At 42.3% G+C, this 25,304-nt stretch carries 23 protein-coding genes and 1 pseudogene; 21 read left to right on the top strand and 3 right to left on the bottom strand.

The window, feature by feature from the left end; all coding sequences use genetic code 11:
• The 17 genes from I8751_RS27945 (at window position 1) to I8751_RS27865 (ending at window position 17,786) form a co-directional block, all read left to right on the top strand.
• On the top strand, window positions 1-447 hold the full coding sequence (locus I8751_RS27945) for a hotdog family protein (RefSeq protein ID WP_214442338.1): 447 nt from the start codon (window positions 1-3) through the stop codon (window positions 445-447).
• Entirely contained in the window at window positions 447-1,724 is a 1,278-nt protein-coding gene (locus tag I8751_RS27940) for a beta-ketoacyl-[acyl-carrier-protein] synthase family protein (RefSeq protein ID WP_214442337.1), read from the top strand. The genes I8751_RS27945 and I8751_RS27940 overlap by 1 nt, the downstream gene beginning before the upstream one ends.
• A complete protein-coding gene (locus I8751_RS27935; RefSeq protein WP_214442336.1) occupies window positions 1,721-2,113 on the top strand; it encodes a 3-hydroxyacyl-ACP dehydratase FabZ family protein in 393 nt (130 codons plus the stop codon). Before I8751_RS27940 ends, I8751_RS27935 begins: the two co-directional genes overlap by 4 nt.
• Window positions 2,110-3,384: a beta-ketoacyl-[acyl-carrier-protein] synthase family protein gene (locus tag I8751_RS27930; protein ID WP_214442335.1), complete on the top strand. Its 1,275-nt coding sequence runs from the start codon at window positions 2,110-2,112 to the stop codon at window positions 3,382-3,384. Before I8751_RS27935 ends, I8751_RS27930 begins: the two co-directional genes overlap by 4 nt.
• A gap of 19 nt (window positions 3,385-3,403) precedes the next feature.
• Window positions 3,404-5,794: a beta-ketoacyl-[acyl-carrier-protein] synthase family protein gene (locus I8751_RS27925; RefSeq protein WP_214442334.1), complete on the top strand. Its 2,391-nt coding sequence runs from the start codon at window positions 3,404-3,406 to the stop codon at window positions 5,792-5,794.
• Window positions 5,795-6,895 (top strand): 3-oxoacyl-ACP synthase III family protein, encoded by a 1,101-nt coding sequence (locus I8751_RS27920; RefSeq protein WP_214442333.1) that lies wholly within the window; start codon window positions 5,795-5,797, stop codon window positions 6,893-6,895.
• A complete protein-coding gene (locus tag I8751_RS27915; RefSeq protein WP_214442332.1) occupies window positions 6,873-7,517 on the top strand; it encodes a TetR/AcrR family transcriptional regulator in 645 nt (214 codons plus the stop codon). Before I8751_RS27920 ends, I8751_RS27915 begins: the two co-directional genes overlap by 23 nt.
• Window positions 7,518-7,580: 63 nt before the next feature.
• Window positions 7,581-8,138 carry a hypothetical protein gene (locus I8751_RS27910; RefSeq protein ID WP_214442331.1) on the top strand — a complete coding sequence of 186 codons (558 nt, stop codon included), beginning with the start codon at window positions 7,581-7,583 and terminating at the stop codon, window positions 8,136-8,138.
• A complete protein-coding gene (locus I8751_RS27905; RefSeq protein WP_214442330.1) occupies window positions 8,135-9,172 on the top strand; it encodes an SDR family oxidoreductase in 1,038 nt (345 codons plus the stop codon). The genes I8751_RS27910 and I8751_RS27905 overlap by 4 nt, the downstream gene beginning before the upstream one ends.
• 134 nt (window positions 9,173-9,306) lie before the next feature.
• On the top strand, window positions 9,307-10,539 hold the full coding sequence (locus I8751_RS27900; RefSeq protein WP_214442329.1) for a calcium-binding protein: 1,233 nt from the start codon (window positions 9,307-9,309) through the stop codon (window positions 10,537-10,539).
• Window positions 10,540-10,803: 264 nt separating this feature from the next.
• A complete protein-coding gene (locus I8751_RS27895) occupies window positions 10,804-11,220 on the top strand; it encodes an ester cyclase (protein WP_214442328.1) in 417 nt (138 codons plus the stop codon).
• Window positions 11,221-11,326: 106 nt separating this feature from the next.
• Window positions 11,327-12,274: an ACP S-malonyltransferase gene (gene fabD / locus I8751_RS27890; RefSeq protein WP_214442327.1), complete on the top strand. Its 948-nt coding sequence runs from the start codon at window positions 11,327-11,329 to the stop codon at window positions 12,272-12,274.
• A gap of 660 nt (window positions 12,275-12,934) precedes the next feature.
• Window positions 12,935-13,396, top strand: a complete 462-nt coding sequence (locus I8751_RS27885; RefSeq protein ID WP_214442326.1) for a hypothetical protein — start codon at window positions 12,935-12,937, stop codon at window positions 13,394-13,396.
• Between the two features lie 40 nt (window positions 13,397-13,436).
• Window positions 13,437-14,270 (top strand): SDR family NAD(P)-dependent oxidoreductase, encoded by an 834-nt coding sequence (locus I8751_RS27880; RefSeq protein WP_214442325.1) that lies wholly within the window; start codon window positions 13,437-13,439, stop codon window positions 14,268-14,270.
• A gap of 216 nt (window positions 14,271-14,486) precedes the next feature.
• Window positions 14,487-15,197: a bifunctional 2-polyprenyl-6-hydroxyphenol methylase/3-demethylubiquinol 3-O-methyltransferase UbiG gene (gene ubiG / locus I8751_RS27875; RefSeq protein ID WP_214442324.1), complete on the top strand. Its 711-nt coding sequence runs from the start codon at window positions 14,487-14,489 to the stop codon at window positions 15,195-15,197.
• Between the two features lie 109 nt (window positions 15,198-15,306).
• Window positions 15,307-16,506 (top strand): FAD-dependent oxidoreductase, encoded by a 1,200-nt coding sequence (locus I8751_RS27870; protein WP_214442323.1) that lies wholly within the window; start codon window positions 15,307-15,309, stop codon window positions 16,504-16,506.
• A 374-nt stretch (window positions 16,507-16,880) separates the two neighbouring features.
• Window positions 16,881-17,786 carry an SDR family oxidoreductase gene (locus I8751_RS27865; protein WP_214442322.1) on the top strand — a complete coding sequence of 302 codons (906 nt, stop codon included), beginning with the start codon at window positions 16,881-16,883 and terminating at the stop codon, window positions 17,784-17,786.
• Between the two features lie 779 nt (window positions 17,787-18,565).
• Here the strand turns inward: I8751_RS27865 and I8751_RS27860 are convergent.
• Window positions 18,566-18,865 (bottom strand): annotated as a pseudogene (locus I8751_RS27860) (condensation domain-containing protein); the annotation flags it as partial.
• 978 nt (window positions 18,866-19,843) lie between these two features.
• On the opposite strand from I8751_RS27860, the gene I8751_RS27855 reads away from it, so the two are divergent.
• Window positions 19,844-20,164: a hypothetical protein gene (locus tag I8751_RS27855; protein ID WP_214442321.1), complete on the top strand. Its 321-nt coding sequence runs from the start codon at window positions 19,844-19,846 to the stop codon at window positions 20,162-20,164.
• A gap of 129 nt (window positions 20,165-20,293) precedes the next feature.
• Window positions 20,294-20,695 carry a fasciclin domain-containing protein gene (locus I8751_RS27850; protein ID WP_214442320.1) on the top strand — a complete coding sequence of 134 codons (402 nt, stop codon included), beginning with the start codon at window positions 20,294-20,296 and terminating at the stop codon, window positions 20,693-20,695.
• Between the two features lie 246 nt (window positions 20,696-20,941).
• Here I8751_RS27850 and I8751_RS27845 read toward each other — a convergent pair whose 3' ends face one another.
• Together I8751_RS27845 and I8751_RS27840 are read right to left on the bottom strand one after the other, a co-directional pair.
• A complete protein-coding gene (locus I8751_RS27845) occupies window positions 20,942-21,715 on the bottom strand; it encodes a LemA family protein (protein ID WP_214442319.1) in 774 nt (257 codons plus the stop codon).
• 8 nt (window positions 21,716-21,723) lie between these two features.
• A complete protein-coding gene (locus tag I8751_RS27840; RefSeq protein ID WP_225894467.1) occupies window positions 21,724-22,977 on the bottom strand; it encodes a TPM domain-containing protein in 1,254 nt (417 codons plus the stop codon).
• A 287-nt stretch (window positions 22,978-23,264) separates the two neighbouring features.
• On the opposite strand from I8751_RS27840, the gene I8751_RS29950 reads away from it, so the two are divergent.
• Both I8751_RS29950 and I8751_RS27830 read left to right on the top strand, forming a co-directional pair.
• Entirely contained in the window at window positions 23,265-23,465 is a 201-nt protein-coding gene (locus I8751_RS29950; RefSeq protein ID WP_225894466.1) for a phosphopantetheine-binding protein, read from the top strand.
• A 274-nt stretch (window positions 23,466-23,739) separates the two neighbouring features.
• Window positions 23,740-25,272: a glycosyltransferase gene (locus I8751_RS27830; RefSeq protein WP_214442318.1), complete on the top strand. Its 1,533-nt coding sequence runs from the start codon at window positions 23,740-23,742 to the stop codon at window positions 25,270-25,272.
• The last annotated feature ends 32 nt before the right edge of the window (window positions 25,273-25,304 follow it).

Below are 25,304 nucleotides of genomic sequence, written 5' to 3'. Positions count from 1 at the left end.
GTGCGTTTTTACTTAATTGACCAAATTGAAACGTGGGAAGCAAAGCGCTCCATAAAAGCTCGGAAAATAACTTCTTCCCAAGAAGAGTACTGGGACAGCATTGGTTCAAAGCTAGTGATGCCAGAACCATTGATTCTAGAGGCTTTTTGTCAAGCTGGTGCATGGTTAATATTTATTTCTACCGCAAGTCACCAACGTGCAGCCCTGCTTTCTATAGGTTCGGTAGAATTCCAGGGATCTGTTCAACCATCTGATGTGCTGGAGCTAGAGGTTAACTTGACTGCTATGGGCGATGAAGTTGCCGCTATTTCCGGTCGGGCATTAGTAGCACAGCAGACAGTAATGGAGGTAAAGGAGGTTTTGTTAGCTCTGACTGAAGCCAGTCAATTGGAAGACCCACAAGAAACTACCCGGATGCAACATCTGCTCACACGAAGAGGTGCGTAATGAAAAAACGAGTAGCAATTACAGGTCTTGGCGCTGTTACTCCTGTTGGCAATGATACATCTACCACTTGGAATTCACTACTAGCAGGTCAAAGCGGTATTGAACCCATCACTAGTTTCTCCCCGGATAAGTACTCGGTTCATATTGCAGGTACTGTAAAAAACTTTGACGTGAATAGTGAGCTTTCAAATTATCGTCTAAATCGTTATCTTTACAATGGGGCTAGCTTTGGTGTTGCTGCTTTTGTGCAAGCAATGGCAGATGCCAAGATTCAGCCAGATACTTATCAGCCGCATGAAACAGGTATTGCAATTGGCTGTGGCTTAAAATGGCCTGAGCTACAGCAGTTATCCGATATGCTTTACACAATGCACTCCAGTGACGGAAAACAGCTTCCCTCTCTAGCTCCGTCGGATGTGCTACTCCGTTCTCATAATAGCGGTATGGCAACTATGGCGCTGATTGGCAACTGTCAAGGCCCGATGATCAGTATTAGTACAGCTTGTGCTAGTTCTGCCCATGCCATTGGTGAAGCATTCCGCCTAATTCAGGAAGGCGAAGCGAGGCTGATGGCTGCGGGTGGATATGATGCTATGACCTCTTACTTTGATGTCCTCGGTTTTAGTATGTTGGGGGCATTAACCACTTCCTATAATGATGATCCGAGTCGAGGTTCTCGCCCCTTCGACCGGAAACGCTCCGGCTTTGTTCTAGGAGAAGGTGGCGTAGTCGTTATTTTAGAAGATTGGGACTCTGCTTTGGAGCGAGGCGCATACATATACGGCGAATTGGTTGGTTACGGGTCTAGCTTAAATGCTTACAGGGTCACGGATTCACCACCCGATGGTAGTGGTGCGATTCTAGCGATGGCTAACGCACTAACTGAATCAGGTTTAGGCACCGATCAAGTAGATTATATTGTTGCTCATGGCACAAGTACTCCGGGCAATGATACGAGTGAGACTGTTGCAATCAAAAAAGTTTTTGGATTGGACGCTTATCGTCTACTTGTGAGTTCGCCAAAGTCGATGACAGGTCACTTGACTGCTGCATCTGGAGCTTTAAACTTGTTAGTTGCGGCGTGTTCCCTGCGTGACCAGATAGTACCACCAACGATCAATTACGAGTATCCAGACCCCAAGCTTGACCTCAATTATGTACCCAATTATGCCAAGCCGACCCCAGTGAGAGCTGTTATGATTAACGCTTTTGCTTTTGGTGGTACTAATGCAAGTTTAGTGGTGCGTCATCCTAACTTCCAGGAGGTACAGCTATGAATCTTTTCCCACTAGAGCGGATAACCACTATAGATCCTGGGAAAAAAGCCCAAGCTTGGCAAAATGTTCCTCATACCCTCTCATTTTTCTCAACCCACTTTCCTCGCTTTCCTGTAGTCCCTGGGGTACTGCTACTAGGAAATTTTGCAGAACTTGCAGCTTGGTTGTTGAATGAGCAAACCGGACAGCAGTGGAAATTAGCTGGAGCAGAACGAGTCCGTTTTATGCATTTCGTAAAACCAGGAGACCAGATGGAAGTCGCAGTAGAGTTGAAGAAGTTATCAGTTGAGTCTGCATTATTGAGTGGGACAATCCAGGTAGCAGGAAAAGTGGTTGTTACTGCTCGTCAGATTCGCTTATTTCCCATTGGCAAAGGAGTAGACTCGTGAAACGTGCTGTGATCACTGGCATTGGTCTTGTGACTCCTTTGGGGGCGAGCACGGAAGCGACTTGGAATGGGTTGATTGAAGGTCGTACTGGCATTGGTCAAATCACTCTTTTAGACGCTTCTTCCTTGCGAACTCAACTAGCTGGCGAAGTTGCATTCAATCCTAAGGATTTTGTGACTAATCGGCGTACCCTGCGGCTGATGACTCGCGGTGAACAACTTGCCTTTGCTGGTGCTACCTTAGCTTTACGGGATTCACATCTAAAGATTGAGCAGTTGGATGGCGATCGCACAGGTCTGTTCATCGGTGCGAACAAAGATGTCTGCGATTTGACAAATATGACCGATGCAATTTTGGATGCCCGCAACTCTGACGGCACCGTAGATATGCATCGCTTCCAAGAATCTGCTCCATCCAAAGTAAATCCGCTATTATTTGTAGTTGGGTTGCCAGGCGTTTGTCTATATTACTTATCAGAAGCATACGGCATTAAAGGTGCTAACACTTTCTTTGCTGGCACAGCTGATGCTAGTGCTATAGCCATTGGCAGTGCTTATCGAGCCATCTGCCGGGGTGAAGTTGATGTGGCGATCGCGGGTGGTTTTGATGATACAGTCTCCTGGTGGAATCTAACTAAGCTCGAAGCCTTAAATGTCATGAGTGACCGCAATGACTTGGGCGCAAAAGCATACAAGCCTTTTGATAAAAACCGTTCGGGAACCATTGTTGGAGAAGGTGCAGCTTTCTTAATTCTCGAAGAATACCAAGCAGCCATCAAACGAGGAGCTAATATCTACGCCGAAGTTACTGGCTTTGGCAATGGGTACGATGCTCATCGGCTAATCACCCCCCATCCTGAAGGACGAGGTTTAACGCGAGCTATGTCCAGTGCCTTACGGGAAGCAGATACATCCCCCGAAGCTATTGACTATGTTATCGCTCATGGTAGCGGCACAAAACTAGGTGACGTTAGCGAAGCCAAAGCATTGCACAAAGTCTTTGGCACTGCTGCTAATCATTTAACAGCAAGTAGCATCAAACCCTCAACAGGCCATTTGGTAGCCGCAGCTGGCGCTCTCAACGCAGCTGTAGCAGCGTTAGCAATTCATCATCAAATCCTGCCACCTACCTTAAATCTTGAGGATTTAGATCCTGAGTGCGCTCTTGACTGGGTTTCTCATCAAGCCCGAAAAACGCAGTTAAAACAAGTGCTCTCTCTTGCGCGGGGTCTGGAAGGGCAAAATGTTGCTCTTGCCATGCGCCAAGTTTAATTAAAGAGGAGCTAATTTCATGGTGACAACTAGTTTAAACGAAGAACCTGTACGTGTAATGGTAACCGGATTGGGTGCAGTCACCGCTTTAGGTTCCACCGCTCAATCCCTTTGGCAAGGAGTTAAGCAAGGTCGCGTTGCCATTAAACCGGTACAGTCCATGCCAATGGAATCTTACCAAACCCGTTTGGGAGGTGAGGTAAAAGAATTAGTTTTTCCTCCGCTGACACACTGGCATTCAAGGGGGTTCCGAGAGCCAACTATCGACTTTGCCCTGAAAGCTGTTGAAGAAGCGATCGCTAATAGTGGAATTGGATTTCAGCAAGTACCTCCTGAACGCTGGGGTGTAGTTATCGGTACTTGTATGGCTGGATTTCCCAGCGCTCGTCAGTGGTACTCTGGCAAAGTTTTTCAAGAATCTCCTGCACCAGAGTTACTGCTGTTTTTCCCGCCCCAAGCCCTTGCTGAAGCTATAGGCGGTACTTTTAAGTTACAAGGGCCTTTGCTTTCTATTTCCACAGCCTGTGCAGCAGGAGCCAATGCCATCGGCTATGCGGCTGAACTAATCCGCAATGGTCACGCAGACGTTGTTCTTGCTGGCGGTTCTGATGCTTTCTCAGACGTGCTTTTTGCTGGCTTCAACTCTCTAGAATCCCTTTCTCCTGAACCCGCAAGTCCATATTCTCAGCACCGACAAGGGCTTTCACTCGGTGAAGGTAGCGGTATACTGGTTCTTGTGCGTGAAGACATCGCCCGACGGCTGGGATCTCCCCTGTTGGGTCAAATCCTCGCCTATGGTCTTTCAGCTGATGGATACCATCCGACAGCTCCTCACCCTGAAGGAGTGGGGGCCGCACAAGCAATTAGATCGGCGATCGCCAGAGCTGGGGTTTCATCGACTCAAGTACGTTATATTAATGGTCATGGAACTGGCACTGCCAAGAACGACCCAGCTGAAACAAAGGCAGTTCGTTTGGCTTTGGGTGATGCTGCTGACAGCGTAGCTCTCAGCAGTACCAAATCAATGATTGGTCATTTATTAGGTGCGGCTGGTGCTGTCGAAGGAATTGTCACACTCAAAGCTCTACAAGAACAAATCGCTCCTCCGACTGCTAATTTCCAGGGAAAAGCTCCCGAATGCAATCTCGATTATGTCCCCAACTCAGCCCGCCCCCTGTCTATGGATGTGGCCATCTCCAATAACTTTGCTTTTGGTGGTCATAACGCTTGTGTTGTGTTTGCGCGCAGTGATGCCAATGTTGCTTCGCCTCCTACCATAGAGCCAGAGGAGGTTGTAATAACTGGTATTTCCACCCTGACCGCGGCTGGCAACTCTTTGGATGCAGCCTGGAACGCTTTTGTAACCAATCAAGTTTGTACACAAGTAGAAAATGGTGTCCAAGTAGGTCGTGTACACCTAGACCCTTCGGGCTTCTTAACACCGAGAGATCGTCGGCGCATGGATCGCTTGGGTGTCCTCTCTGTTGTTGCCACTCAATTAGTTCTGCAAGATGCAGGAATTGAGGTAACACCAGAAAATCAAAATCGGATTGGTGTGATGTTCGGCACTGGACTTGGCCCAATCGAGAGTCTGGAGAAGTTTTTCCATCCTCTGTTAGAAGAAGGAATCAAAGGAGCAAATCCGGCGGTCTTCCCCAACACAGTTTACAATGCCGCCGCAGGTCTTGTTTCAATTCACACAGGCATTGTCGGCCCATCCTCCACGGTAACCGCAGGACACGCAGCCGGAGCATCAGCACTGTGTTATGGATATGATTTAGTTGCTTCAGGTCAAGCGGATACTATGGTCTGCATTGCAACTGATACCCTGACTGATCACGTAATTCTTGGCTACAAAGAATTAGAACTGCTGTCTAGCAATTCGCTTGTTTCATCGGCTGGTAATGGCTTTGCTCTCGCTGAAGGTAGTGTAGCACTTGTCTTAGAACGACTGTCTAGTGCTAAAGCTCGACAGGCTCGCATATATGGGCAAATGCAAGGTTACGGGATTGCATCGGATAGTAAAGGTGTAGGACGTTTCAATCTTAGAGGAGTTGGACTAGAGCAAGCCATGAAGGTAGCCATGTCGCGATCGCATATAGAACCCGCGGATGTTATGGCTATCTGGGCTAATGCAGCCGGTTATCGCCCTGCTGATATCGCTGAAGCCACAGCTGTGCGACATCTATTTAATAAAGTCAAGCTGGATGTAATTACACCTAAAAGGGTTTTGGGTGAATCAATAGGAGTTGGCGGGATGTTAAATGCTGCCTTAGCTCTCAAAGCATGGCAGCAACCAGGATACTATCCCACACCAACCGGGACAGTTTTAGTCAATAGTTGCTCTTTAGGTGGAACTCATTTTTCAATTGCCTTAAATTCGTGTTCAACAACAAAACAAGACAAGTAAATGATTAAATCAGCCCGGATTGTTAGTACTGGTTCATACCTGCCTGGTGAACCTTTGACTAACGAAACTTTAGAATCTATTTTAGGGCCACTCAGCCCGGAATTACTCGAGCAAGTTCAGGTAGAACGCCGCCACTGGTTAGTTAATCCAATTACAGGTGAATATCACGAAACTAATTCTGATATGGCGGCTAAAGCTGCAAAGCAGGCTCTGGAACTGGCTAATATCGATCCCAATGATGTTGATCTTTTAGTTCTCTCCACCGCTAGCCCAGATTATCCCCTACCGCCGATGGTGACTCTGGTGCAGGAAAAATTGGGGCTACGCCGTTGTGCTACCTTGGAAGTCCGTTCTGGTTGTTGTGGAACTGTAGAAGCTTTAGATGTAGCGCGTCTTTATCTGGAAAGAGGTATCTATCAAACTGCTATTGTTATTGGTAGTGAAGCCATCTCTCCACTACTAGCACCGCAATTTCTCGGTAAAGATCCGTCTTCGTTACGGGCGCGCGATCGCTTAAATATTTACTCTTTTGGTGATGGGGCTGCTGCAATGGTTTTGACAGCCACTGAGGATGAGCCGGGATTTGTTGGGTCAGCTATGGCGTGTGTAGGCGGCAATAAAAAACCCGGTATGATCATTCCCGGTGGTGGTACTAATGCTTTGCTAACAACATTAGACCAGAAGAAAGCTTGCTTGATGGAGCTAAAAGTTGATTTTACTAACTCAGGCAAATTTACACCTCATGTCTTGAATGAAGCTCTTGTCGATGTTTTAAAACGCAGTAGCACGACTGCTGAATCAATTGATTTGTGTTTCCTGCCTGAAGGCAACGCAGGGTACCTGCGCTCTGAAATTGAGCATTCCCATCTGCAAACATCAGAGTGGGTTGTTCTTGGTGACAAAATCTTTGAGAATCTTTCCTTAGTCAGTAATACTGGTTCAGCAGCAGTACCTTTAGCTTTAGATTATGCCTGGAAGACAGGAAAACTGAAGTCAGGTGACAGGATTATGCTCTTAGCGATCGAAACAAGCAAGTGGTTATACGCTGGTATAGTTCTAGACTGGTCGGCAGAACCTTGTGCAGCAAACAATTGGAATTAAAATTGCAACTATGAACAACCTCTTGCTGCCAAAGCCTCAGACGTTTCCCCAGAAAACCGAACTGGCTAAAGCGACATACGAAGTTTTTCTTTCACGTGGCTACGATGAAGCTACCATACAAGCAGTAGCCGAGCGTCTGCGGTTATCACCAGAACTTCTCCAGCAAAGCTACTCTAGCAAGTACGAATTATGGTATGCAGCGCTTTGTCAAGCATCTGAAGGTCTGCAACAAGCTGTAGAGGCAGTCACTGCTAAAAGCCCACTAGAGCAACTTCATCAAGCTTGTTTGGCGTTTGTGGAATGGGCTAAGAAAAACCCTGATGCTTACCGCTTTCTCACCATGCCTCGTTCTGACTCTATGCCAGAACCAGATGAACCAGCACCAGGAGTCATTCTCTTCCGAGTGCAAATGCAACGGATGGTAAAACGCTGCATCAAAGAAGGAATTTTTGCACAGCAACCTGTTGAGGCTGCTACCCAAGGACTTTGGTGTGCTTTACACGGGGTATCTGATTTTCTAATCAACATTCGGCGCATCCCGTGGGTACCAGAGTTACCAGAAGTGGTTATTGCTAACTATGTTGCAGGTATGCAGAAAAGATCCAGCAGCACTGAAAACTAATGGTATTCAGTTTTGATGCAACCGGGTTTATATTCAGCACTTTACTATTAAGAGGAAATACAGATGAGTTATCCATTTTTTCACCTTGCATTGAATCATTTTCCAGTTATTGGTATTTCAGTAGTAACAATTCTGCTTGGGGTAGCCCTGTTCTACAACAATAACTTTGTTGCCAAAGTTGCGTTATGGTTGTCGGTTCTTTTTGCACTGATGACTATCAGTGTTTACTGGACGGGAAAGAATTCTGTAGCTTATGTGAGTTCTTTTTCTAATGTTTCTCCTGCTTTCATTGCCAGTCACATGGAGATGGCAAATAAAGCCTCTATCTCAATGGGGATACTCGGTGGGCTTGCTTTACTTGGGATTGTACTGTTTTGGGGAAAAAAAGAAGTACCGAAATATTTTTCAGCAATAGTTTTGATTATGACCCTTGTAGGGACAGTATTCTTTGCTAAAACAGACGAAATCGGTTCTCTAATTGCCCATCCTGAACTCAGAGCTAATGAAGCTCAAGCGCTCACTGCACCTCAAGTTCAAGCATTCAATTCCGAAGATTCTCAATCTCAGGGAATTATCAGCTCTAGCCCCACTCTGGAATTGCAATCAGGAGGCAAACAATGAAAGCTTTTGTTACAGGCGCTACAGGTTTACTCGGTAATAATTTGGTGCGATCGCTAGTTGAGCAGGGACATCAAGTCAAGGCACTGGTTCGTTCTCCAGAAAAAGCATTCAGTCTTCTGAAAAACTCGAATGTAACTTTTATTCCTGGTGATATGCTCGATGTCAACGACTTTGTGCCAGACTTAGAAGGATGCGATGTTCTATTCCACACAGCAGCATATTTCCGGGAATATTATCAACCGGGAAATCATTGGAAACATCTTGAAGATATCAATATCAACGGCACAATCAATTTACTGACTGCGGCAGAAAAGGTTGGTATCAAGAAAGTTGTTTACGTCAGTTCTGCTGGCATTATCGGTATGAAACCGAATGGCGCTCCTGGAGATGAAACGACACCTCCTCATCCAATAGCAGAGAAAAACCTCTATTTCAAGAGCAAAATTCTTACCGAAAAAGCAATTCATCAATTTTTACAGGAACACACCCTACCAGTAACAACTATCTTGCCAGCCTGGATGTTTGGCCCTGGGGATGCTGCCCCTACCAATAGTGGTAAGTTAATTCTGGACTATATCGAACGCAAACTTCCATTAACTATTCCTGGAGGGACTAGTATTGTTGATGCGCGAGATGTAGCCCAAGCAATGATTAATGCTGTTGACTTGGGTAAAAGTGGAGAAAAGTACATTTTAGGGGGGCGCTACTTCAGTATTAAAGATGTTTTTACAGCCCTCGAAAAAATTACCGGTATTCCATCTCCAATTCAACTTCCTCACGCTGTAACTGTAGCCTACGCCTGGTTTTCTGAAAAGTATGCTCGACTATCTGACAAAGAGGTTTCTATATCTCTCAATGGCATAAAAGCTATGCGTAAAAGAGTGCAAGTTTCTTCTGATAAAGCCATTAGAGAATTAGGTGCGACTTTTCGCCCTCTGGAAAATACACTTTGTGATGAAGTCAATTGGTATTGTCAACATAATTACGTGAAAAATTTGGCAATTCCTATACAAACACCCTCACTAATTGTCTAGAAATTCTATTGATAGATGGCTCTGCATGAGCCATCTAGTCTAAATTTTTGAAACTAGCAAGTTTGCATATCTTCTTTTTACCTAAGCGTAACTGTTGCTTAGTTAATAAAAATCAAATCAATGAGGAAAAAATTATGCAATCTATCGAAGAAATCCAACTACTAAAAGAGCAAATTTTGGTGTCAGTCATAAACAATCCATCAGTAAATTACTTTCTCAATGTTTTTCAAGATACTATTTCCAATGCAGGAGCAAATTCTGATGCTTTTCAAGTTTTTGGTACTGCTAATGATGAGTTTATTGCTGGTTCACCCGGAGATGACATAATTTACGGGGTAGGCGGCGATGATATTATTTATGGTTTAGATGGCAATGACCTGATTTATGCCAGCGATTCTGGTATTAATGTTCTCAATGGCCAAAGTGGAAATGATATTGTTGTCGGTGGCAATGGTAAAGACGAAATTAGAGGTGAATTAGGCAATGATATTCTCATTGGTAGAGGTGGAGGTGATAACATCAATGGTGGTGCAGGAAATGACATTATTATTGGCGGTAATGGAGATAATTATCTGAATGGTAATGGTGAAGAACCAAGTCTTGGAGATGGTGATGACATTATCATTAGTGGTAAAGGTAATGACATTATTACAGGTGGTGATGGTAAGGATCTCATCTATGGAGGTGCTGGTCAAGATTTAATCAATGGTGGATATGATGATGATATTATCTATACTGGTTTAGGCAGCGATCGCGTCAATGGTAGTTTAGGAAATGATCAGATATTTGGTGAAGATGGTGATGATATTATAGGTGGTGGTGGTGGTAATGACTTTATCAAAGGTGGTCAAGGTAATGACCAGCTTTATGGTGATACTGAGAATGATCGGCTTTTTGGTGGTTTAGGTGATGATTATCTGCAAAGTGGTCAAGGTAATGACTATTTGCAAGGTGGTAAGGGCAATGATCTACTAATTGGTGTTGACCCATTTAATCCAACATTTGGGTATGGCAAAGGTGAAATTGATGTTTTAACAGGTGGATTAGGAAGTGATAAATTTATCCTTGGATCTGCCAACAATGTTTATTACAACGATAGCGACTCTACAACAACGGGTGTTCAAGACTATGCCCACATTACAGACTTTAGCTTACAAAATTTAGATCAAATCCAGCTTAGTGGCTCACTCAATAACTACTTTCTAGCTTCATCTCCTGAAAGTTTACCAACTGGTGTAGCTATCTTCCTTAGATCTGTCGCTCTAACAGCAGGCAATCAATCTCCTGAATTAATTGGCATTGTTCAAGGAGTTGCACTTCAGGATTTGAACCTTAGTAATCCTAATCAATTTGTTTTGCTTACCTAGTATTATTCTTCAAAATTGTAATTAGAAAAGCAAGCAAAGCAGTTTCTTCCTTGCAAACTAAACAAGATAATGTGACTTATACCAATTCTCTAAAATTCGGCAATAGATTCAAACCTTGAAACCTAGATATAATCTGAATTTCTTAATTGCGAATTGGTATTAGTATACAGCCGCTTCAGTGTACAAGTCATAAAAGCTTTTTTAATTGTCGTGTCTGCGTTACTCAGACAAAAATGCAAACGTTAATGTGTAGGAGAGTATTTCATGTCTTTGAATACAAACAAAACGGTCATTCGTAATTGGTACGAAAAAGCTTGGAACGAAAGGAATATAGCTTTAGCAGACGAGTTAATTGATGCTAATTTCGTTGCTCATGATTACCCTGGACAACCAACAGGCGTTGCAGCAGCCAAAAACTTAGTTAATCAATATCTCACTGCATTTCCCGATATCCACTTCACCATTGAGGATATTATTGCTGAAGAAGATAAGGTTATGGCTCGTTGGACAGCACGCGGTACACACAAAGGCGATCTGATGGGCGCTGCGCCTACCAATAAGCAAATGATAGTAAAAGGAGTTACTATCAGTCGAATTGCTAACGGAAAAATTGTGGAATTCTGGGATAATTTTGACCAGCTTGGTATGTTAAAGCAACTCGATTTAGTTTCTCTATCGTAGAAGTTGCAATCAAAAGCAATCATTCTTTAGTCAATGAATAAATCTGTTTTGTCATTTTCTTACATAGGTTAAAGCCAAATGGTTTCTCAAATTTCTGTGAGGTTTCATGAAAATAGCATATGTCTTTCCTGGGCAAGGTAGTCAGTGTGTTGGAATGGGTGTAGAAATTGCTGAATGCTATTCTTCAGCTAGGTCATTATATGATCGCGCTTCCGCAATACTTGGTTTTAATCTGTTAGAAATGTCTCAATTCGGTTCTAAAGAGACGTTATTGCAGACTAAAAATGCACAACCATTGATCCTTGTAGCTAGCCTTGCTTGTTTAGCCGCCCTAGAATCCGAACATTTTAAACCAGCAGTAGCAGCTGGACTCAGCCTTGGAGAATACACCGCGCTTGTTGCAGCAAAGGCATTGGAGTTTGAGGATGCCGTTTTTCTCGTCAGGCAAAGAGGACTTCTTATGGAAGAAGCGATCGCCAGTCGAGATACGGCAATGGCAGCTATTAAAGGATTGGATGCAGCGCAGATCGAAGACTTGTGTAAGCAGGTGGTTGCACTCGGTGTATGTGAACCAGCAAACTACAATTCACTAAGCCAAACTGTAGTCGGCGGTGATGCACCTGCTGTAGAGCAAGTCAGCAAACTTGCCTACGAAGTTGGCGCAAGTGGAGTAGTTCCGCTAGCAGTCTCTGCACCGTTTCACACTCATCTTATGCAGCCTGTAGCAGAGAGCTTTGCAGAGATTCTCGCAAGCGTCCCTATCCGCGATCCACTTTTTCCTGTCATTACCAACGTCACAGCACAACCAATAACTCAAGCTACTGAGATTCGACAAATGCTGGTTAGGCAAGTAGCTAATCCAGTTCTTTGGGTACAAAGCGTCCAACACATGGTGCGCGATGGCATAGATACCTTTATTGAGTTTGGCCCCGGTCGGACGCTTTCTAACCTTATTAAGCGTACCGTTAATGGAGTTCAAACATTAAACGTCGAAGATCGAACTTCAATTGATAAAACGTTACAGGCATTAAGCAAAACTGTTGTCTGCGTTTAAATAACTAGAGCGACAGTACAGCAAGCGAATAAAGGTCAGGGCATAATGACAAGCATGGATATTAAGAATAGTAATATTTTACCTCCAGTATAGCTGCCTCCTGCCTCCTGCTAGAACTCAAATAAAGCGTTTTTTTGAGATTAGTATACTGTCGCTCTAGTCTTCAATTTCATCAACAAAAATGTGCTGATGTATGACACTAATTAAACACAAGAATTGGAGTTTAATCCGATGCCGTAAAATACTACTGAAATTATTTTTTCACAATTTTTACTTGACAATTTACACTAAACAAGCAATAATCAAAGTAAATGTTAGCGTTGAAAAAACAATTTTCTCAAAAGCTAAAAAAGTTTTCAGGCAATCGTTAATACTTAATTGATGTAAGTATTAACAGTGAATTAATGTAGAAAATTGAGCAGCTAACTAGTGGCAGCAAATAAAGCAAAAAAAGGCTGCTATTTATCAAGAGTTTTGCAAGACTTCTCTACAATATTTGTTCTCAAAAAAGCATTGCATTCTTGCAAAATAAGCATCAAGAATCACAAGAAATATTTTCATTGGTGTAATTTCTGATTGGGAAATTCACGCCTATGAATCCAGAACAGAAGAAATTGTAAACACTTAACTCACAGAATGAGTTTGAATTAAGGAGTCATCATGGAAAAGCTTTTAACGATTTTAGAAAATTTCTCATTGGCATTTGTACTAGGTGGTGGAATCGTTATGTCTGCTTGTGTACGTCCACTATTTTTAAAAGCAATAACCCCTGGGGTTCAACAATCCGTAGTAGATGTAATAGATGATGTTCGTGTACATTCTTGGCAAAACTACAACAGAACTGCTTTGTTTGCAGCAATAATTGTGGTAGCTGTACAGGGAGTACGCACTATTGGTACAGGATATGTTTCGTATGTACCCTTAATTGCTGCCTCACTCATTGTGTTGGCATTAGGTCGAAAGCTTATTATTGACCAACGTCTGGAAAAACGGTTAACTCAGGGTTTACCAGCTCACGGTTCTTCGGTAGATGATGATGAACAAAAGGAACTGGCATTTTGGACTATTTGTGTCTTGATTTTGGCTCTGGTATTAACTGTATACCTAACTTGGCTGCGCTAGATCCTGTCATAAATTATGAAGTTGTGAGGAGGTGATACTAATGTCTCTAGATTGGTACTCGAACAAGGTAGTCTTAATTACTGGGGCTTCTAAAGGAATTGGTCGGGAAGTGGCACGACAGGCCGCAGCAGCTGGAGCTAAAGTAATTGTTATCGCACGCTCAGAGGTTTCTTTAGCAGAATTGGCATCTGAAATAAACCAAAGTTCAGGACAAGCCTTAGCAGTGACTGCTGACGTGGGGAACAAAAAGCAGCTTATGTATGCCATAGATGAGGCAGTGAAAAGATTTGGTCGTATTGATGTCGCGATCGCCAATGCAGGTATTGAGTATCTTGGCCCTGTTGAGTTTCTGAAAGATTCAGAACTTCAAGCTATGGTCGATACTCATCTGTTTGGTCTATTTCATTTAACCCAGGCTGTGCTACCGATTATGCATCGGCAAGAAGTAGGTACTATTGTCCATGTTTCTGCACCTATAGCTCAATTGGGATTTATTTGGTCAAGTGGATACACAGCCACAAAAGCAGCAGCAGACGGCTTTATTTCCGTTGTCCGTCGCGAATTAGCTAACACTGGCATCCGTGCTATCACAGTTTATCCAGGCCCCACATTAACTGAAGCTGGCGCACATTTACCGTTAGAGCAATTACCATCATGGCATCTTGAGTCCTCTAACAAATTATTACCAAAAGATACTGCACGACAGTTGTTAGAGGCCATAGCAAAAGGAAAACCTACACCTGTTTTGGCCGGATCTATTCGATTACTGATGGCTATGCAACGCTGGGTACCAGCACTTGCGGAATGGCTCATTAATCGAATAGAGGGTGGAAGTAATAAAATAGCGAAGAAAATTGCTTCATCCGCTTCTTAAAATCTATTTCAGGCAATTCAATAGACTTAATACTCTAAAAAGCAGATAAATGTATTCATGATTCTTAGGTTTGTTGTAGTTGCCTGTTATATCAAGTTCGCTTGATGACTTATAATTTAAAACTTTCAGCGTCAGTCTTAATTATAAGCCTTCATTCGGACATGATATTACTATCCAATTTCCTTGATTACTATTACTCAACTAAAAGGAGAAAAAATGCAGACATTTAAAGCTAATGACCTTGAATACTACAACGCAAATGCCAGTAAATGGTGGGAAGAAAACACTAATTTGCACTCTTTGTATTATTTCAACAAACCCAGATTCGAGTTTTTTGACAATTATGTTGCTAACTGGAATGGTTTGAAGGTATTAGATGTTGGTTGTGGAGGAGGTTTGACGTGTGAATTCATGGCAAAAAGAGGTGTTAGTGTCACAGGTTTAGATCAATCTTTAGAATCCCTCAAAGTAGCCCAAGACCATGCCAATAAAAATAATCTAGACATTAACTACAAGTATGGTTTTGCTGAAAATTTACCCTTTGATAGCAATTCATTCGACATTATTACTTGTGTTGATGTTCTAGAACACGTTGCCGACTTAAGACAAGTGATTTCAGAAATTCATCGGGTACTAAAACCAAATGGTTTATTTCTGTTCGATACAATCAACAGAAACTTTAAATCTAAAGCTATTATGATCTGGCTCCTAGAATATATTACTAAGGAGATTGATCAGGGAGTCCATGACTGGCGAAAATTTATCAAGCCAAAAGAACTACTGAGTTTATTAAAAACAGTTGGATTTGGCAATGTAGTCACTAAAGGCTTGAGTATCAAAGGGAGAGATAAAGAAACTGGTGATCTCAACATCGTAGTCAATAATGATACCTCTGTATTTTATATTGGCAAGGCTGTTAAGCTCTAAAACGCTACTTTTATCAACTTAGAAATAGTACAATTACTGAAAAACAGAATTGTATTCTAACCAAACTGAAGCATTCAATATCATCACTTTTACTCAAAGGTATCATCTTATGAGTGCTACCGAAACTCAAGTTATTATTGTGGGCGGTGGCGTAGCAGGTAGCTCGCTGGCTTGTGCTTTAGCCCACAAAGGTATCCATTCGATTTTGTTTGAGCGTAGCAAAAACTCCAGAGATTTAAATCGCGGGGATGGCTTACAACCCCGGTCTCTAGAGATTATGGAGACTTGGGGTGTCCTCAAAGCCTTTATTGAAGCAGGTGCTATACCTTCCTACGGCAATGAAGTACATCATCCTGTTTTTGGCAAGTTATTAGAGGTTGATTTGGGTATCGTCAACACACAATATCCATATATGTTGAACTTGCCCCATCCACAAATTGAAGAGTTACTCGCTGCACACGCACAAAACAGTGGTTATTGTCAGATTCTTTATGGCGACGTGAAGCAGGTTCTATTCGAGAACAATCAAGCCATAGGAGTTAGATCTGTAGTTAATGGCGAAGAAATTGTAATCAAAGCGCCAGTTGTTGCAGGTGCAGATGGTTCCAAGTCTTTCTTGCGTAAGTATGCAGAAATCGAAACAACTTTTGAGCCATACGACCATGACATGATAGTGTTGCATACTAAACGCCCTCATTGGTTTACTGGTCGTTTCCGTACAAAAGTTTTCTTACACCAGGAAGGCCCTGTGGTGCTTTTGCCACTTCCTGGTAACAAGATTCGTGTTGTCTGTTTGATAAAGGGAAAGACTGGTGGTAAATGGATGGCTTTATCTAAGTCAGAACTACAGCGCCAATTAATCCGCCGTCTGCCAAATTTAGCTGATGTGGAGTTAGAACAGCATGGAGAACACATTTATCGAATCCAAAAGATGCACGCAAAGCAATATGCAAATAAAGGGATTGTTCTTTTAGGAGACGCTGCCCATGTAACCCACCCTGCTGCGGGGCAAGGGATGAATATGGCTTTGCAAGATGCTGAAATACTTGCAAAACAATTGCAAAGAGCTTTTAGTGCAGAATGCTCTTTGGATAACGCTTACGCAACGTATGAAAGTATTCGCCGTCCTCTCAACCAAAACGTAATTAATCGGGCTCACTACATGGCTTGGTTAATATGGTCACCTTCAATTTTAGGTTTTGTGGATCGAACATTCCGTATGGCCACGCTGCGATTCTTGTTCCCTTTCAAGTATCAGCAACTTACACAGTCACTCGCTTGGGGCATTTCTGGAATTCAACAGCCCTAAAAAGCTGGAAACATCTATCTGTGGTGTGACTTTAAAGTTAATTCATTTGTCTGAGTTTCGACTAAGTAATACCATTTCATTAAAAATATGATGCAGGTATAGGTTGGGTTGAGGGACGAAACCCAATACCTCAAAGTCTTGTTATTGTTGGGTTTCACTCCGTTCAACCCAACCTACTCATATGTTTCATTTTTTTCGTGAATTGGTATAAACCCTAAATCTATAGCAATCCTAAATGAGTCGTGAAAATCTCTAATTTCTCTCTGCGGTTAAATTATTTTTACAAATGATTTAGGACTGCTATAGAACTTGGTGAGTAATGATGTAGGCGAAGACTTTGATTATTTATTCAAATAGAAATTGGAGAAGTAAACATGAAAGTATTTTTGACTGGCGCAACAGGATACATTGGCAGTGCTGTCGCAGATACACTCCAGACCGCAGGACACACGGTGATTGGTCTTGTCCGTTCTCAAGATGGGGTACGCCGCCTGAAAGACCGAGGCATTGATGCACATATAGGAGACTTGAAGTCTGCTGAAAGTTTAATAGAAGCAGCCCGCCAAGCTGATGGCGTGATTCACACCGCATCGACCAACAATTTTGATGCACCAGAAGCCGACATCACGGCACTTGAGGCTATTCTCACTGCTTTAGAAGGAACAGGTAAGCCATTAATCTATACTAGTGGCACTTGGGTAATGGGTAACACAGGCGAGAATATTGCCAACGAAGAAAGCCGGATTGATCCTACTCCTCTGGTAGCTTGGCGTCCCGCTGTTGAGCAACAAGTTCTTCAAGCTGCCGAGCGTGGAGTGCGTACGGTAGTTATACGCCCCGCCCTTGTTTACGGTCGTGGCGGTGGAGTGTTGGCAAATATAGTCCATTCTGCGCGGGAAAATGGTATTGTCCGCTTTATTGGTACGGGAGCAAATTATTGGACTTTAGTTCATGTCGAGGATCTTGCCAAACTATATGTGCAAGCTTTGGAAAAAGCACCAGCAAAGACACTGTGGATTGCAGCTAGTGGTTCGCCAGTACAAGTTAGCGAGATTGCACAAGCGGTGAGTGAGGCAGTGGGTATCTCCGGACAAACACAGGCATGGCCTCTTGAACAGGCGCGGCAGCTGATGGGGCCATTTGCAGATGCCTTAGTGCTTGACCAAAAAATTTCAGGCACAAAAGCAACACAATTATTAGATTGGAAACCTCAGTCTCCATCAGTTCTTAATGAATTAAAGCATGGCTCTTATGTCAATGTTGCCCAAGCTACTGCCTGAGTTTGGCAGAGATACTTCCACGTTCCACCTAAAAATACTAAAAAAATATTTGCTTTTTAGGTGAGGTACTAATCAGATCTGAATGGCACTAAGATAACGGCAAATCCATTATTTATAAGGCTGTTGGATTGGAGTATAGGGTGTAGTAATCAAGAAGTTTATTAATATTTGCGCTTGTTTTTACTGTTCTTGATTTTTTCCTATATCCTACACCTACCTCCAACAAAGAATCCTCTCCAAGTTTCACCTTTTTTTAGTGCCATTTTGATTAGAGCTATTTTTCTATTATGGAAGGCTTGAGAGCTAATAATACAGCACTTTGCGCGACTAACTGGTACAGTAGCAGCAGTGAGAAAAATAGTTTTGGAGTTACTGGCTTGAGCATAAGAGGCCTCCTAGTGACAACAGTTGTACTCTTATTTACCTTGAATCTTTCTGCTACTTTGCGAATAAATGTATTTCCCGCTTCTTAAACGCTAATAATTTTCTCCCGCAGATCTACTGAGTAGGGTTTCATCTGATTTTTTACTTTTATCTTTTTAATTACTGTACCAAATCGTTACACAAAGTGCTGTATCTAAAAATATATAATTTTTTCTCTAAAATTTTGCTTTCTTTATAGGCTAAATTAATTATCATTTTTCAATACACGTCTGCGGTGAAAAATTAGGATCTATGTTGATTTACATTATCATTTGTGCTAACAGCATAAAGTTTGAGAATCAGCTATTTTCTGAGAGTGATAAAACAGGAAGACCCGAATTCTAGACCTGAATCCCTAGCTTTAACCCAGGTAACTCTAGGGCTTCAATAGGAGTATTTTGCAGGTTAAATACAACTTGAAATAAGGGATGGCGGCTCAAATCTCGCTCTGGGTGAAGTTCTTCCACTAGCTTTTCAAAGGGCAAATCCTGATGGCTGTATGCTCCTAAAGTCACCTCTCGCACTCGTTTTAATAATTCTCGAAATGTCGGGTTCCCTGATAAATCGCTACGTAGCACTAAACTATTGACAAAAAAAACAATTAACCTCTCTAGTTCGCTACGATTACGATTAGCGATCGCCTGTTTTATCCTGATTCTTGTCTCTTCATTGTTTGTCTACTTTGTCAATGCGTAAGTCCTATAAATAACCCTCTTTTATCACTTTGGGAGAACCCAATCGCTGAAAGCCTTTCGAGGCTTTAATTTCTAAGTTTTGGCTATAAATTTTAGTTACTGTTAGAAAATAAAGCCTCAAAGCTTGGCTCAATCAAAGTTTCAGAATATTGCTTCGATTATTGTTTTCCGAGAGTGACAGAACAGGGATAATGGTTGTCAGACTAGGAATCGGTTATTAGTAATGCCTATTTTAGAAGCAGTGGCTTTGAAGATTTTGGCAATGAAAACTTCTTAAATGCTCTTTTGACAACGTGAATGTCAAGACTTTTTCTATTCACTTAAATTTATCAAGAAGGGGTAAAGGATAAGGGATAATACCCAATACTTCTCGCTTAAGTATTTTTAATTCGGATCGGGTTTTGGGAAAAGGTTAAAGGGGAAGGGTTAAAGGTTTTTTCTTTCCCTTTTCCCTTTAACCGAGAAGTATTGGGGTAATACCAATTCGCAATTCGCAATTCGCAATTCGCAATTAAAGAACTTAGATGCAGCAAAGTTTTCAATGGTTAAATCTGTATCATATTTTTAGTGAAATGTTATAAGGGGTAAAGGAATTAAAGTTAAAACTTTTCCCCAGATGGTATAAAGCCCGCGAAGTCTGCCACATGGAAGATTCCACGTGGCGAGCTTCGCGCGAAGCTCTTTGGGCAGAATCCTCTGTCCGGAAGACTTCGCCTATTTTTAAACATGGGGTTCCCTCTTCTTCATACTGTTCTAGGTAGTCGTTTTGTGGTGTCGATAGGTAAGTAAATTTCTATGAAACAGTAACAATTGTTGCTAATAGAATTAGTAGCTTGCGATAGTATTTTGGGATTACCCTTGACAACCCTTTAACAGCTTGGCTAAAACCAAATAATTAAATTTTGACCTTTAAAAAATTTGCTAGTGGTTTAACAAGAAATGACGAATTTGAATAGTTACCAAAAACTAATCGCAATTGCAAATGAACATGGAATTAATTGCCATGCAGTGCCAGAAGAGTGCTTAGTTGCATCCTTACCTGGATACGATGATTTTTTATTAGCTTTTAGTTGGTCTGGTGCAGTTGAGGGAGAGCCGCCAGAGCATGAACTAATAGCAATTAGTGTACAAGATATTACCAAAGAAGTTACTGTTGCTGCTTGGCAGATTCCTAGTTATTTATTTGGCAATGTTTTGAGACAGGCACAGATGCTTGTTACTGCCCATAAAGATTTTATTTTAAGGGCAAACAATCCATAGATAAAGACTATACATAGCATTTAGTTATTTATCTGTAATTGTGATTAAGTATATGTCTGAAGATAGATATTATTTGATGTCCAAAAGTTTAAATTTATAACGAAATGTAAAGGGACAAATCAAAAAATTATGGCAGACATTGTTGATACTGCTGTGAATGCTGGCTCTTTTAACACTCTAGTTGCTGCGGTTAAGGCTGCTGGCCTAGTCGATACTCTTAAAGGAGCGGGTCCATTTACCGTTTTTGCACCGACTGATGAAGCGTTTGCAAAGCTTCCAGAAGGTACAGTAGATGCATTGCTCAAAGATATTCCGAAGCTTAAGAAAATCCTGACTTATCATGTGGTTTCAGGTAAAGTTTTGGCAGCCGATGTAGTGAAGCTAAAATCAGCTACCACTGTTGAAGGTTCTGACGTAAAAATCGATGCGTCAAATGGTGTCAAGATAAATGATGCCACTGTTGCAACACCAGATGTTGCTGCTGATAACGGAGTTATTCACGTAATTGATACTGTGTTAATTCCAGCATAAGCAAAAGCTCAATAGCTAGTTTAGAGTTGCAGGGTAGTGATTGGCTTTGGTCACTCTCCTGCAACTGTTTAAATATATTTGACTTGAGCGATTTATTTTTTTGGTGCATCATGAAAGGTTAGGTTTGACTGCCAACCAAGGCATTAACGCAACGTGAATTCGATGAACCGTCACGTTAACGCAGAGCAAGAAAGGATTAAGGCTCAGCGTTGTAAGCTTTTTGTGTAATAGCTATTATTATTACTTTCATTCCCTAGGAATTTGGGGAACATCAGTATTTGTAGCTTGGAAAAATTCTTTCTTCTCAAACCCAAGAGTATTAGCAACCAAGATATTAGGAAAACTTTGAATTTTTTGATTATAAGCTTGCACTGCTTGGTTATAACGCATTCTTTCTACAGCTAATCGATTTTCAGTACCCGTGAGTTCGTATTGAAGATTGATAAATAGTTGGCTTGATCGTAATTGGGAATTGAGGCTGGCATAATCACGGAAACGGTCAATTGCTTGATTGACTTGCACTGTTGCAGCAACCTTTTCATTGGGAGTCGTCGCCTGCAAATAAGCTTGGCGCGATCGCATTAATAAAGAAACTAACTCTTTTTCCTGTTTGGCATAAGATTGGGTAACATTCACAAGGTTGGGGATCAAATCAGCACGTCGCTGGAGTTGATTTTCTACTTGTGCCCAAGCTGCTTCTACTCTGGAGTTACTGTTTTGGATGGAGTTGTAAGTCCAAGTACTCCAGACAGTCAATGCAGCTATCACGCCGGCAGCCGCGATCAGTAGTCTTTGACGCAGGTGGGTTAATCGCTGTTGTTGCTGTTGCTGTTGTTTGTGCTTTGCCTGTACATCCAGAATGGCTTGCTGAATAAATTCGGCAGGAATATCAACTTCCTTCCCTGCGGCTACTAACTCAGAAGTTGAATAACTTTGTGTGCGATGGGCATAGTAGCGCGAAGCTAACTCTAATACTTCTGGGGCAATATCTTCGGGAATTCTTTTATCTTGATTGTTCATAAAATTATTTACCAACTACCACCAGCACCGCCACCGCCGCTACTGCCACCGCCGAAGCTACCACCACCACCATCACTGAAGCCACCACCACTACCCCAAGAACTGCTGGGAGGAGGAGGCGGAGGAGGGGGAGGCAAACGAGGAATTATTTCCTCTTGCTGATGATGGTAATCACAACTGTGACAGTCATCAGTAATTAGCCGCCTTCCAGAAGTGTATTGAGTTGGTGATTGAACAGTCTTTTCATTATGAGTCACCGTCAATTCTTGACATTGAGGACATTGATGAAATCGGGAGGAATGGGACTGTTGGGCGACAATGTGGAAACCATTACCAGTTTGTTTTTCAGAGCAATTAGAACATCTCCAACCTTGAAACTTAACACTGCCTAGTTTTTGTGCTACTATTTCTGGCTTGCTCAGATAGGATTGGACTGTGGAATCGTCTACTTGTTTCATTAACTGTTGGCAATCTGCACACAAAAAAGTGTAATTGCCTTCACTCTTACGAGTGTGCCCTTCTGGTGTAATGAAGATTTTCCGAGGACGAGTTAGGTAAACAGCGCTTCCGGCTGCCAGTGTTAAGATTCCACCTCCAGCTAAAATTCCCCATAGCATCCTGCCACCTGTGTTATTCGGGGTTGTTTGAGTGTTTGGAGGTGTTACCTGATTTGCAGATGATAGTTGATCAGGCTTGAGAACTACTATCAATGCTTTAGTTCCTGCTAGCGTACCGCCTGCAAAATCTCCTTTTTTGAACTGAGGGATGATTTGGGTATCGATAATATTGCCTACTTTGGCATCGGGTAAAATCGCTTCTACACCATAACCAGTTTCAATTTCTACGCGGCGATCGCCTACGGAAATCAACAATAATATGCCATTATCTTGTCCTTTTTTACCGATTCCCCAATAATTAAACAATTCCGTGGCAAATTTTTTCGGTGATGCACTAGGGCTTGTTTTTGGTACAGTTACTACCGCCATTTCCGTGCCTTTTTTTGCCTCCAATTCAGAAATCATCTGATTAATTTGGGCTTCTGTCTCGTCGCTGAGGATTCCTGCCATATCAGTTACCCAACCACCATATTCTTTGCGGGGATTTGGAACTTCTTGTACGGTTACAGCCAAGCCAGAAAGAGGGAAAAGAAAGATGACAGAGGAAAAGACACTCACCCAAAAAATAGGTTTTGGTTTGAGTAGATTAAATTTCATTGTTTTCACCTCCAGCCAAAATGGTCTGAGGTTTACTTTGATTGCCATCAGCTTCTATTGTGAATTTGTCTTGTGAGAATTGTGTGAGGAAATAAAAGAGCTATTCAGATCTAACTACACAATTACAGAGACTGTTTCAAAATTCCTTTACTTCAATCAATACCATTAACACCGAATGGCAAAGTAGACCGTCGTGCTTTACCTAGAACAGATATAGTAACTTTCGATAGATATGATTATGTGGCACCGCGATCGCAAGTTGAAGAGTTACTTACAGAAATTTAAGCTAAAGTTCTGGTAAAGAGCAGATAGGCGTTCATGATAATTTCTTTGAATTGGGCGGTCATTCTCTACTAGCGACTCAGTTAATTTCCCGAATCCGAGATACATTTCAAATAGATGTAACTGTACGCAATTTATTTGAAGCACCAACTATTGAACAACTTGCTAAGAGCATTGATACAATGTGTTGGGCAGCAAAAGGTGTGGATAAGACTAGAACTACAGGAAAAGAGCGAGAAGAAGTGGAATTTTAAGGACAAATATCACCTTACCATTTATGTCATCCGGTATATGTGCGTGAGTCGCAGTAGCGAGTAACTTAAGCATTAGGAAAATGCGCGAATTAACTGGGTTTAAGTTAAAGGGAAGCAATAAAAGCCCTTTGGCTTGCTTTTGATGGCATTTATATACAGCCTGACTGCCTGCGTTTTTCAGCCTTGGGAGTTTTAACAAGCTCACTAAGCTCTGATGCTGCCGTCTTTAGGCAAAAATCTCTAATAGAAATCAACCTGTATTAGGAAGTGGGCGATGCACATTGGATTTCTCAACCCTCAAGGCAATTTTGATTCAGCCAATAGTCATATCACGAAACACCCAGATTTTGGGGGTCAGCTGATCTATGTTAAGCAAGTCGCCCTAGCCATAGCTCAAATGGGTCATAAAGTTGATATTCTTACCCGTCAAATTATTGACCCAGAATGGCCAGAGTTTGCTGAAACATTTGAGACATACCCAGGAGTCAATAACGTCCGCATTATCCGCTTACCAGCAGGGCCAAAAGAATTCTTACCTAAAGAGTTATTGTGGCCTTATCTGGTTACTGATTGGGTTCCCAACATCTTGAAATTTTATCAACAACAAGGTGGCTCACCCGATGCTATGACTGCTCACTACGGCGATGGGGGACTGTGTGGCGTTCTGATTGAAGAGGAGACAGGAATACCTTTTACCTTTACTGCTCATTCTCTCGGCGCTCAAAAGATGGACAAACTAGAAGCCAACCCAGAAAATCTGCCAGAAATAGATGATCAATTTCATTTTAAATATCGCATTTTAGCCGAACGCCTGAGCATGAATCGCTCGGCTATTAATATCACCAGTACACGACAAGAACGCTTTGAGCAGTATTCTCATCGAGTCTATAGTGGTGCAGTAGATGTAGACGACGACAACCGCTTTGCAGTGATTCCACCGGGAGCAGATTTTTCGATTTTTGGTGCAAAGGCACGTTCCGAAAATGAGGAAGCTACCGAAGAGTTGATTCAGGAGCGATTGGCACGGGACATTGCAGAAGCCCGTCGAGATTTGCCCGTCATCTTAGCATCTAGTCGATTAGAGCTTAAAAAAAATATATTAGGGCTAGTGCAAGCCTTCGCAATGAGTCCAACACTCCAGGAACGAGCTAACTTGATGCTAATTACAGGAGGGCTAGACGATCCTTTACGAGAGGAAGCTAGTGACAACTTAGCTGAAGAGGTATTAGCCCCCATTCGGGAGGTGGTCAAAGAAAATGACTTGTGGGGCAAAATCAGTGCCTTTGGCTTGTCAGATCAGTCTCAAGAGTCACTGGCAGCAGCCTATCGGTTTATGGTTAAACGCCACTCAGTATTTGCGCTGACCGCACTTTATGAACCCTTTGGGCTTGCTCCCTTAGAAGCAGCAGTTGCAGGTTTACCAGTGGTAGCAACCAAAAACGGTGGTACCAGCGAGAGCTTGCGACAGGGAAATAAGGAATATGGCGTACTCGTTGACCCAGAAGATCCTGCTGATATTGCACGGGGTTTGGAGCGATTGCTATGTGATACTCAGGAGTGGGAGTATTTTGCCCAAGCTGGTCAGCAACGAGTGCTGAAGACGTACACTTGGGAATGTACAGCTGAAAACTATCTGACTTTGCTTGAGCAGATTCTGTCTTCACCAGAAACCCGCCCTCGTGCTGAACTGCTTCCCATCCATCCCTACTTTCGTAATCCAGAATCGCAGACCGATGTTTTTTTGGAAGAATTGGGCGAACTTTACTTTGGAGCTGATCAAAAGGTGCTAAGTACATCTAGCCTTTAAATAAGTTTCAGTTAGTAATCCCAGCTATGAGC

This window comes from Atlanticothrix silvestris CENA357, from assembly GCF_016056295.1.
GTDB classification, from domain to species: domain Bacteria; phylum Cyanobacteriota; class Cyanobacteriia; order Cyanobacteriales; family Nostocaceae; genus Atlanticothrix; species Atlanticothrix silvestris.
Note: the sequence above shows the minus strand (reverse complement) of the source record. Positions and strands in the feature narration are given on the sequence as shown.

Excerpts from the sequence above, each read along its gene's own strand:
- I8751_RS27850 (WP_214442320.1), top strand. The coding sequence starts at position 20,294 with ATGGCAGACATTGTTGATACTGCTGTGAATGCTGGCTCTTTTAACACT.
- I8751_RS27905 (WP_214442330.1), top strand. The coding sequence starts at position 8,135 with ATGAAAGCTTTTGTTACAGGCGCTACAGGTTTACTCGGTAATAATTTG.
- I8751_RS27855 (WP_214442321.1), top strand. The coding sequence starts at position 19,844 with ATGACGAATTTGAATAGTTACCAAAAACTAATCGCAATTGCAAATGAA.
- I8751_RS27895 (WP_214442328.1), top strand. The coding sequence starts at position 10,804 with ATGTCTTTGAATACAAACAAAACGGTCATTCGTAATTGGTACGAAAAA.
- I8751_RS27935 (WP_214442336.1), top strand. The coding sequence starts at position 1,721 with ATGAATCTTTTCCCACTAGAGCGGATAACCACTATAGATCCTGGGAAA.
- I8751_RS27840 (WP_225894467.1), bottom strand. The coding sequence starts at position 22,977 with ATGGCAATCAAAGTAAACCTCAGACCATTTTGGCTGGAGGTGAAAACA.
- I8751_RS27830 (WP_214442318.1), top strand. The coding sequence starts at position 23,740 with ATGCACATTGGATTTCTCAACCCTCAAGGCAATTTTGATTCAGCCAAT.
- I8751_RS27845 (WP_214442319.1), bottom strand. The coding sequence starts at position 21,715 with ATGAACAATCAAGATAAAAGAATTCCCGAAGATATTGCCCCAGAAGTA.
- ubiG (WP_214442324.1), top strand. The coding sequence starts at position 14,487 with ATGCAGACATTTAAAGCTAATGACCTTGAATACTACAACGCAAATGCC.
- fabD (WP_214442327.1), top strand. The coding sequence starts at position 11,327 with ATGAAAATAGCATATGTCTTTCCTGGGCAAGGTAGTCAGTGTGTTGGA.
- I8751_RS27885 (WP_214442326.1), top strand. The coding sequence starts at position 12,935 with ATGGAAAAGCTTTTAACGATTTTAGAAAATTTCTCATTGGCATTTGTA.
- I8751_RS27940 (WP_214442337.1), top strand. The coding sequence starts at position 447 with ATGAAAAAACGAGTAGCAATTACAGGTCTTGGCGCTGTTACTCCTGTT.
- I8751_RS27910 (WP_214442331.1), top strand. The coding sequence starts at position 7,581 with ATGAGTTATCCATTTTTTCACCTTGCATTGAATCATTTTCCAGTTATT.
- I8751_RS27925 (WP_214442334.1), top strand. The coding sequence starts at position 3,404 with ATGGTGACAACTAGTTTAAACGAAGAACCTGTACGTGTAATGGTAACC.
- I8751_RS27870 (WP_214442323.1), top strand. The coding sequence starts at position 15,307 with ATGAGTGCTACCGAAACTCAAGTTATTATTGTGGGCGGTGGCGTAGCA.
- I8751_RS27920 (WP_214442333.1), top strand. The coding sequence starts at position 5,795 with ATGATTAAATCAGCCCGGATTGTTAGTACTGGTTCATACCTGCCTGGT.
- I8751_RS27900 (WP_214442329.1), top strand. The coding sequence starts at position 9,307 with ATGCAATCTATCGAAGAAATCCAACTACTAAAAGAGCAAATTTTGGTG.
- I8751_RS27865 (WP_214442322.1), top strand. The coding sequence starts at position 16,881 with ATGAAAGTATTTTTGACTGGCGCAACAGGATACATTGGCAGTGCTGTC.
- I8751_RS27880 (WP_214442325.1), top strand. The coding sequence starts at position 13,437 with ATGTCTCTAGATTGGTACTCGAACAAGGTAGTCTTAATTACTGGGGCT.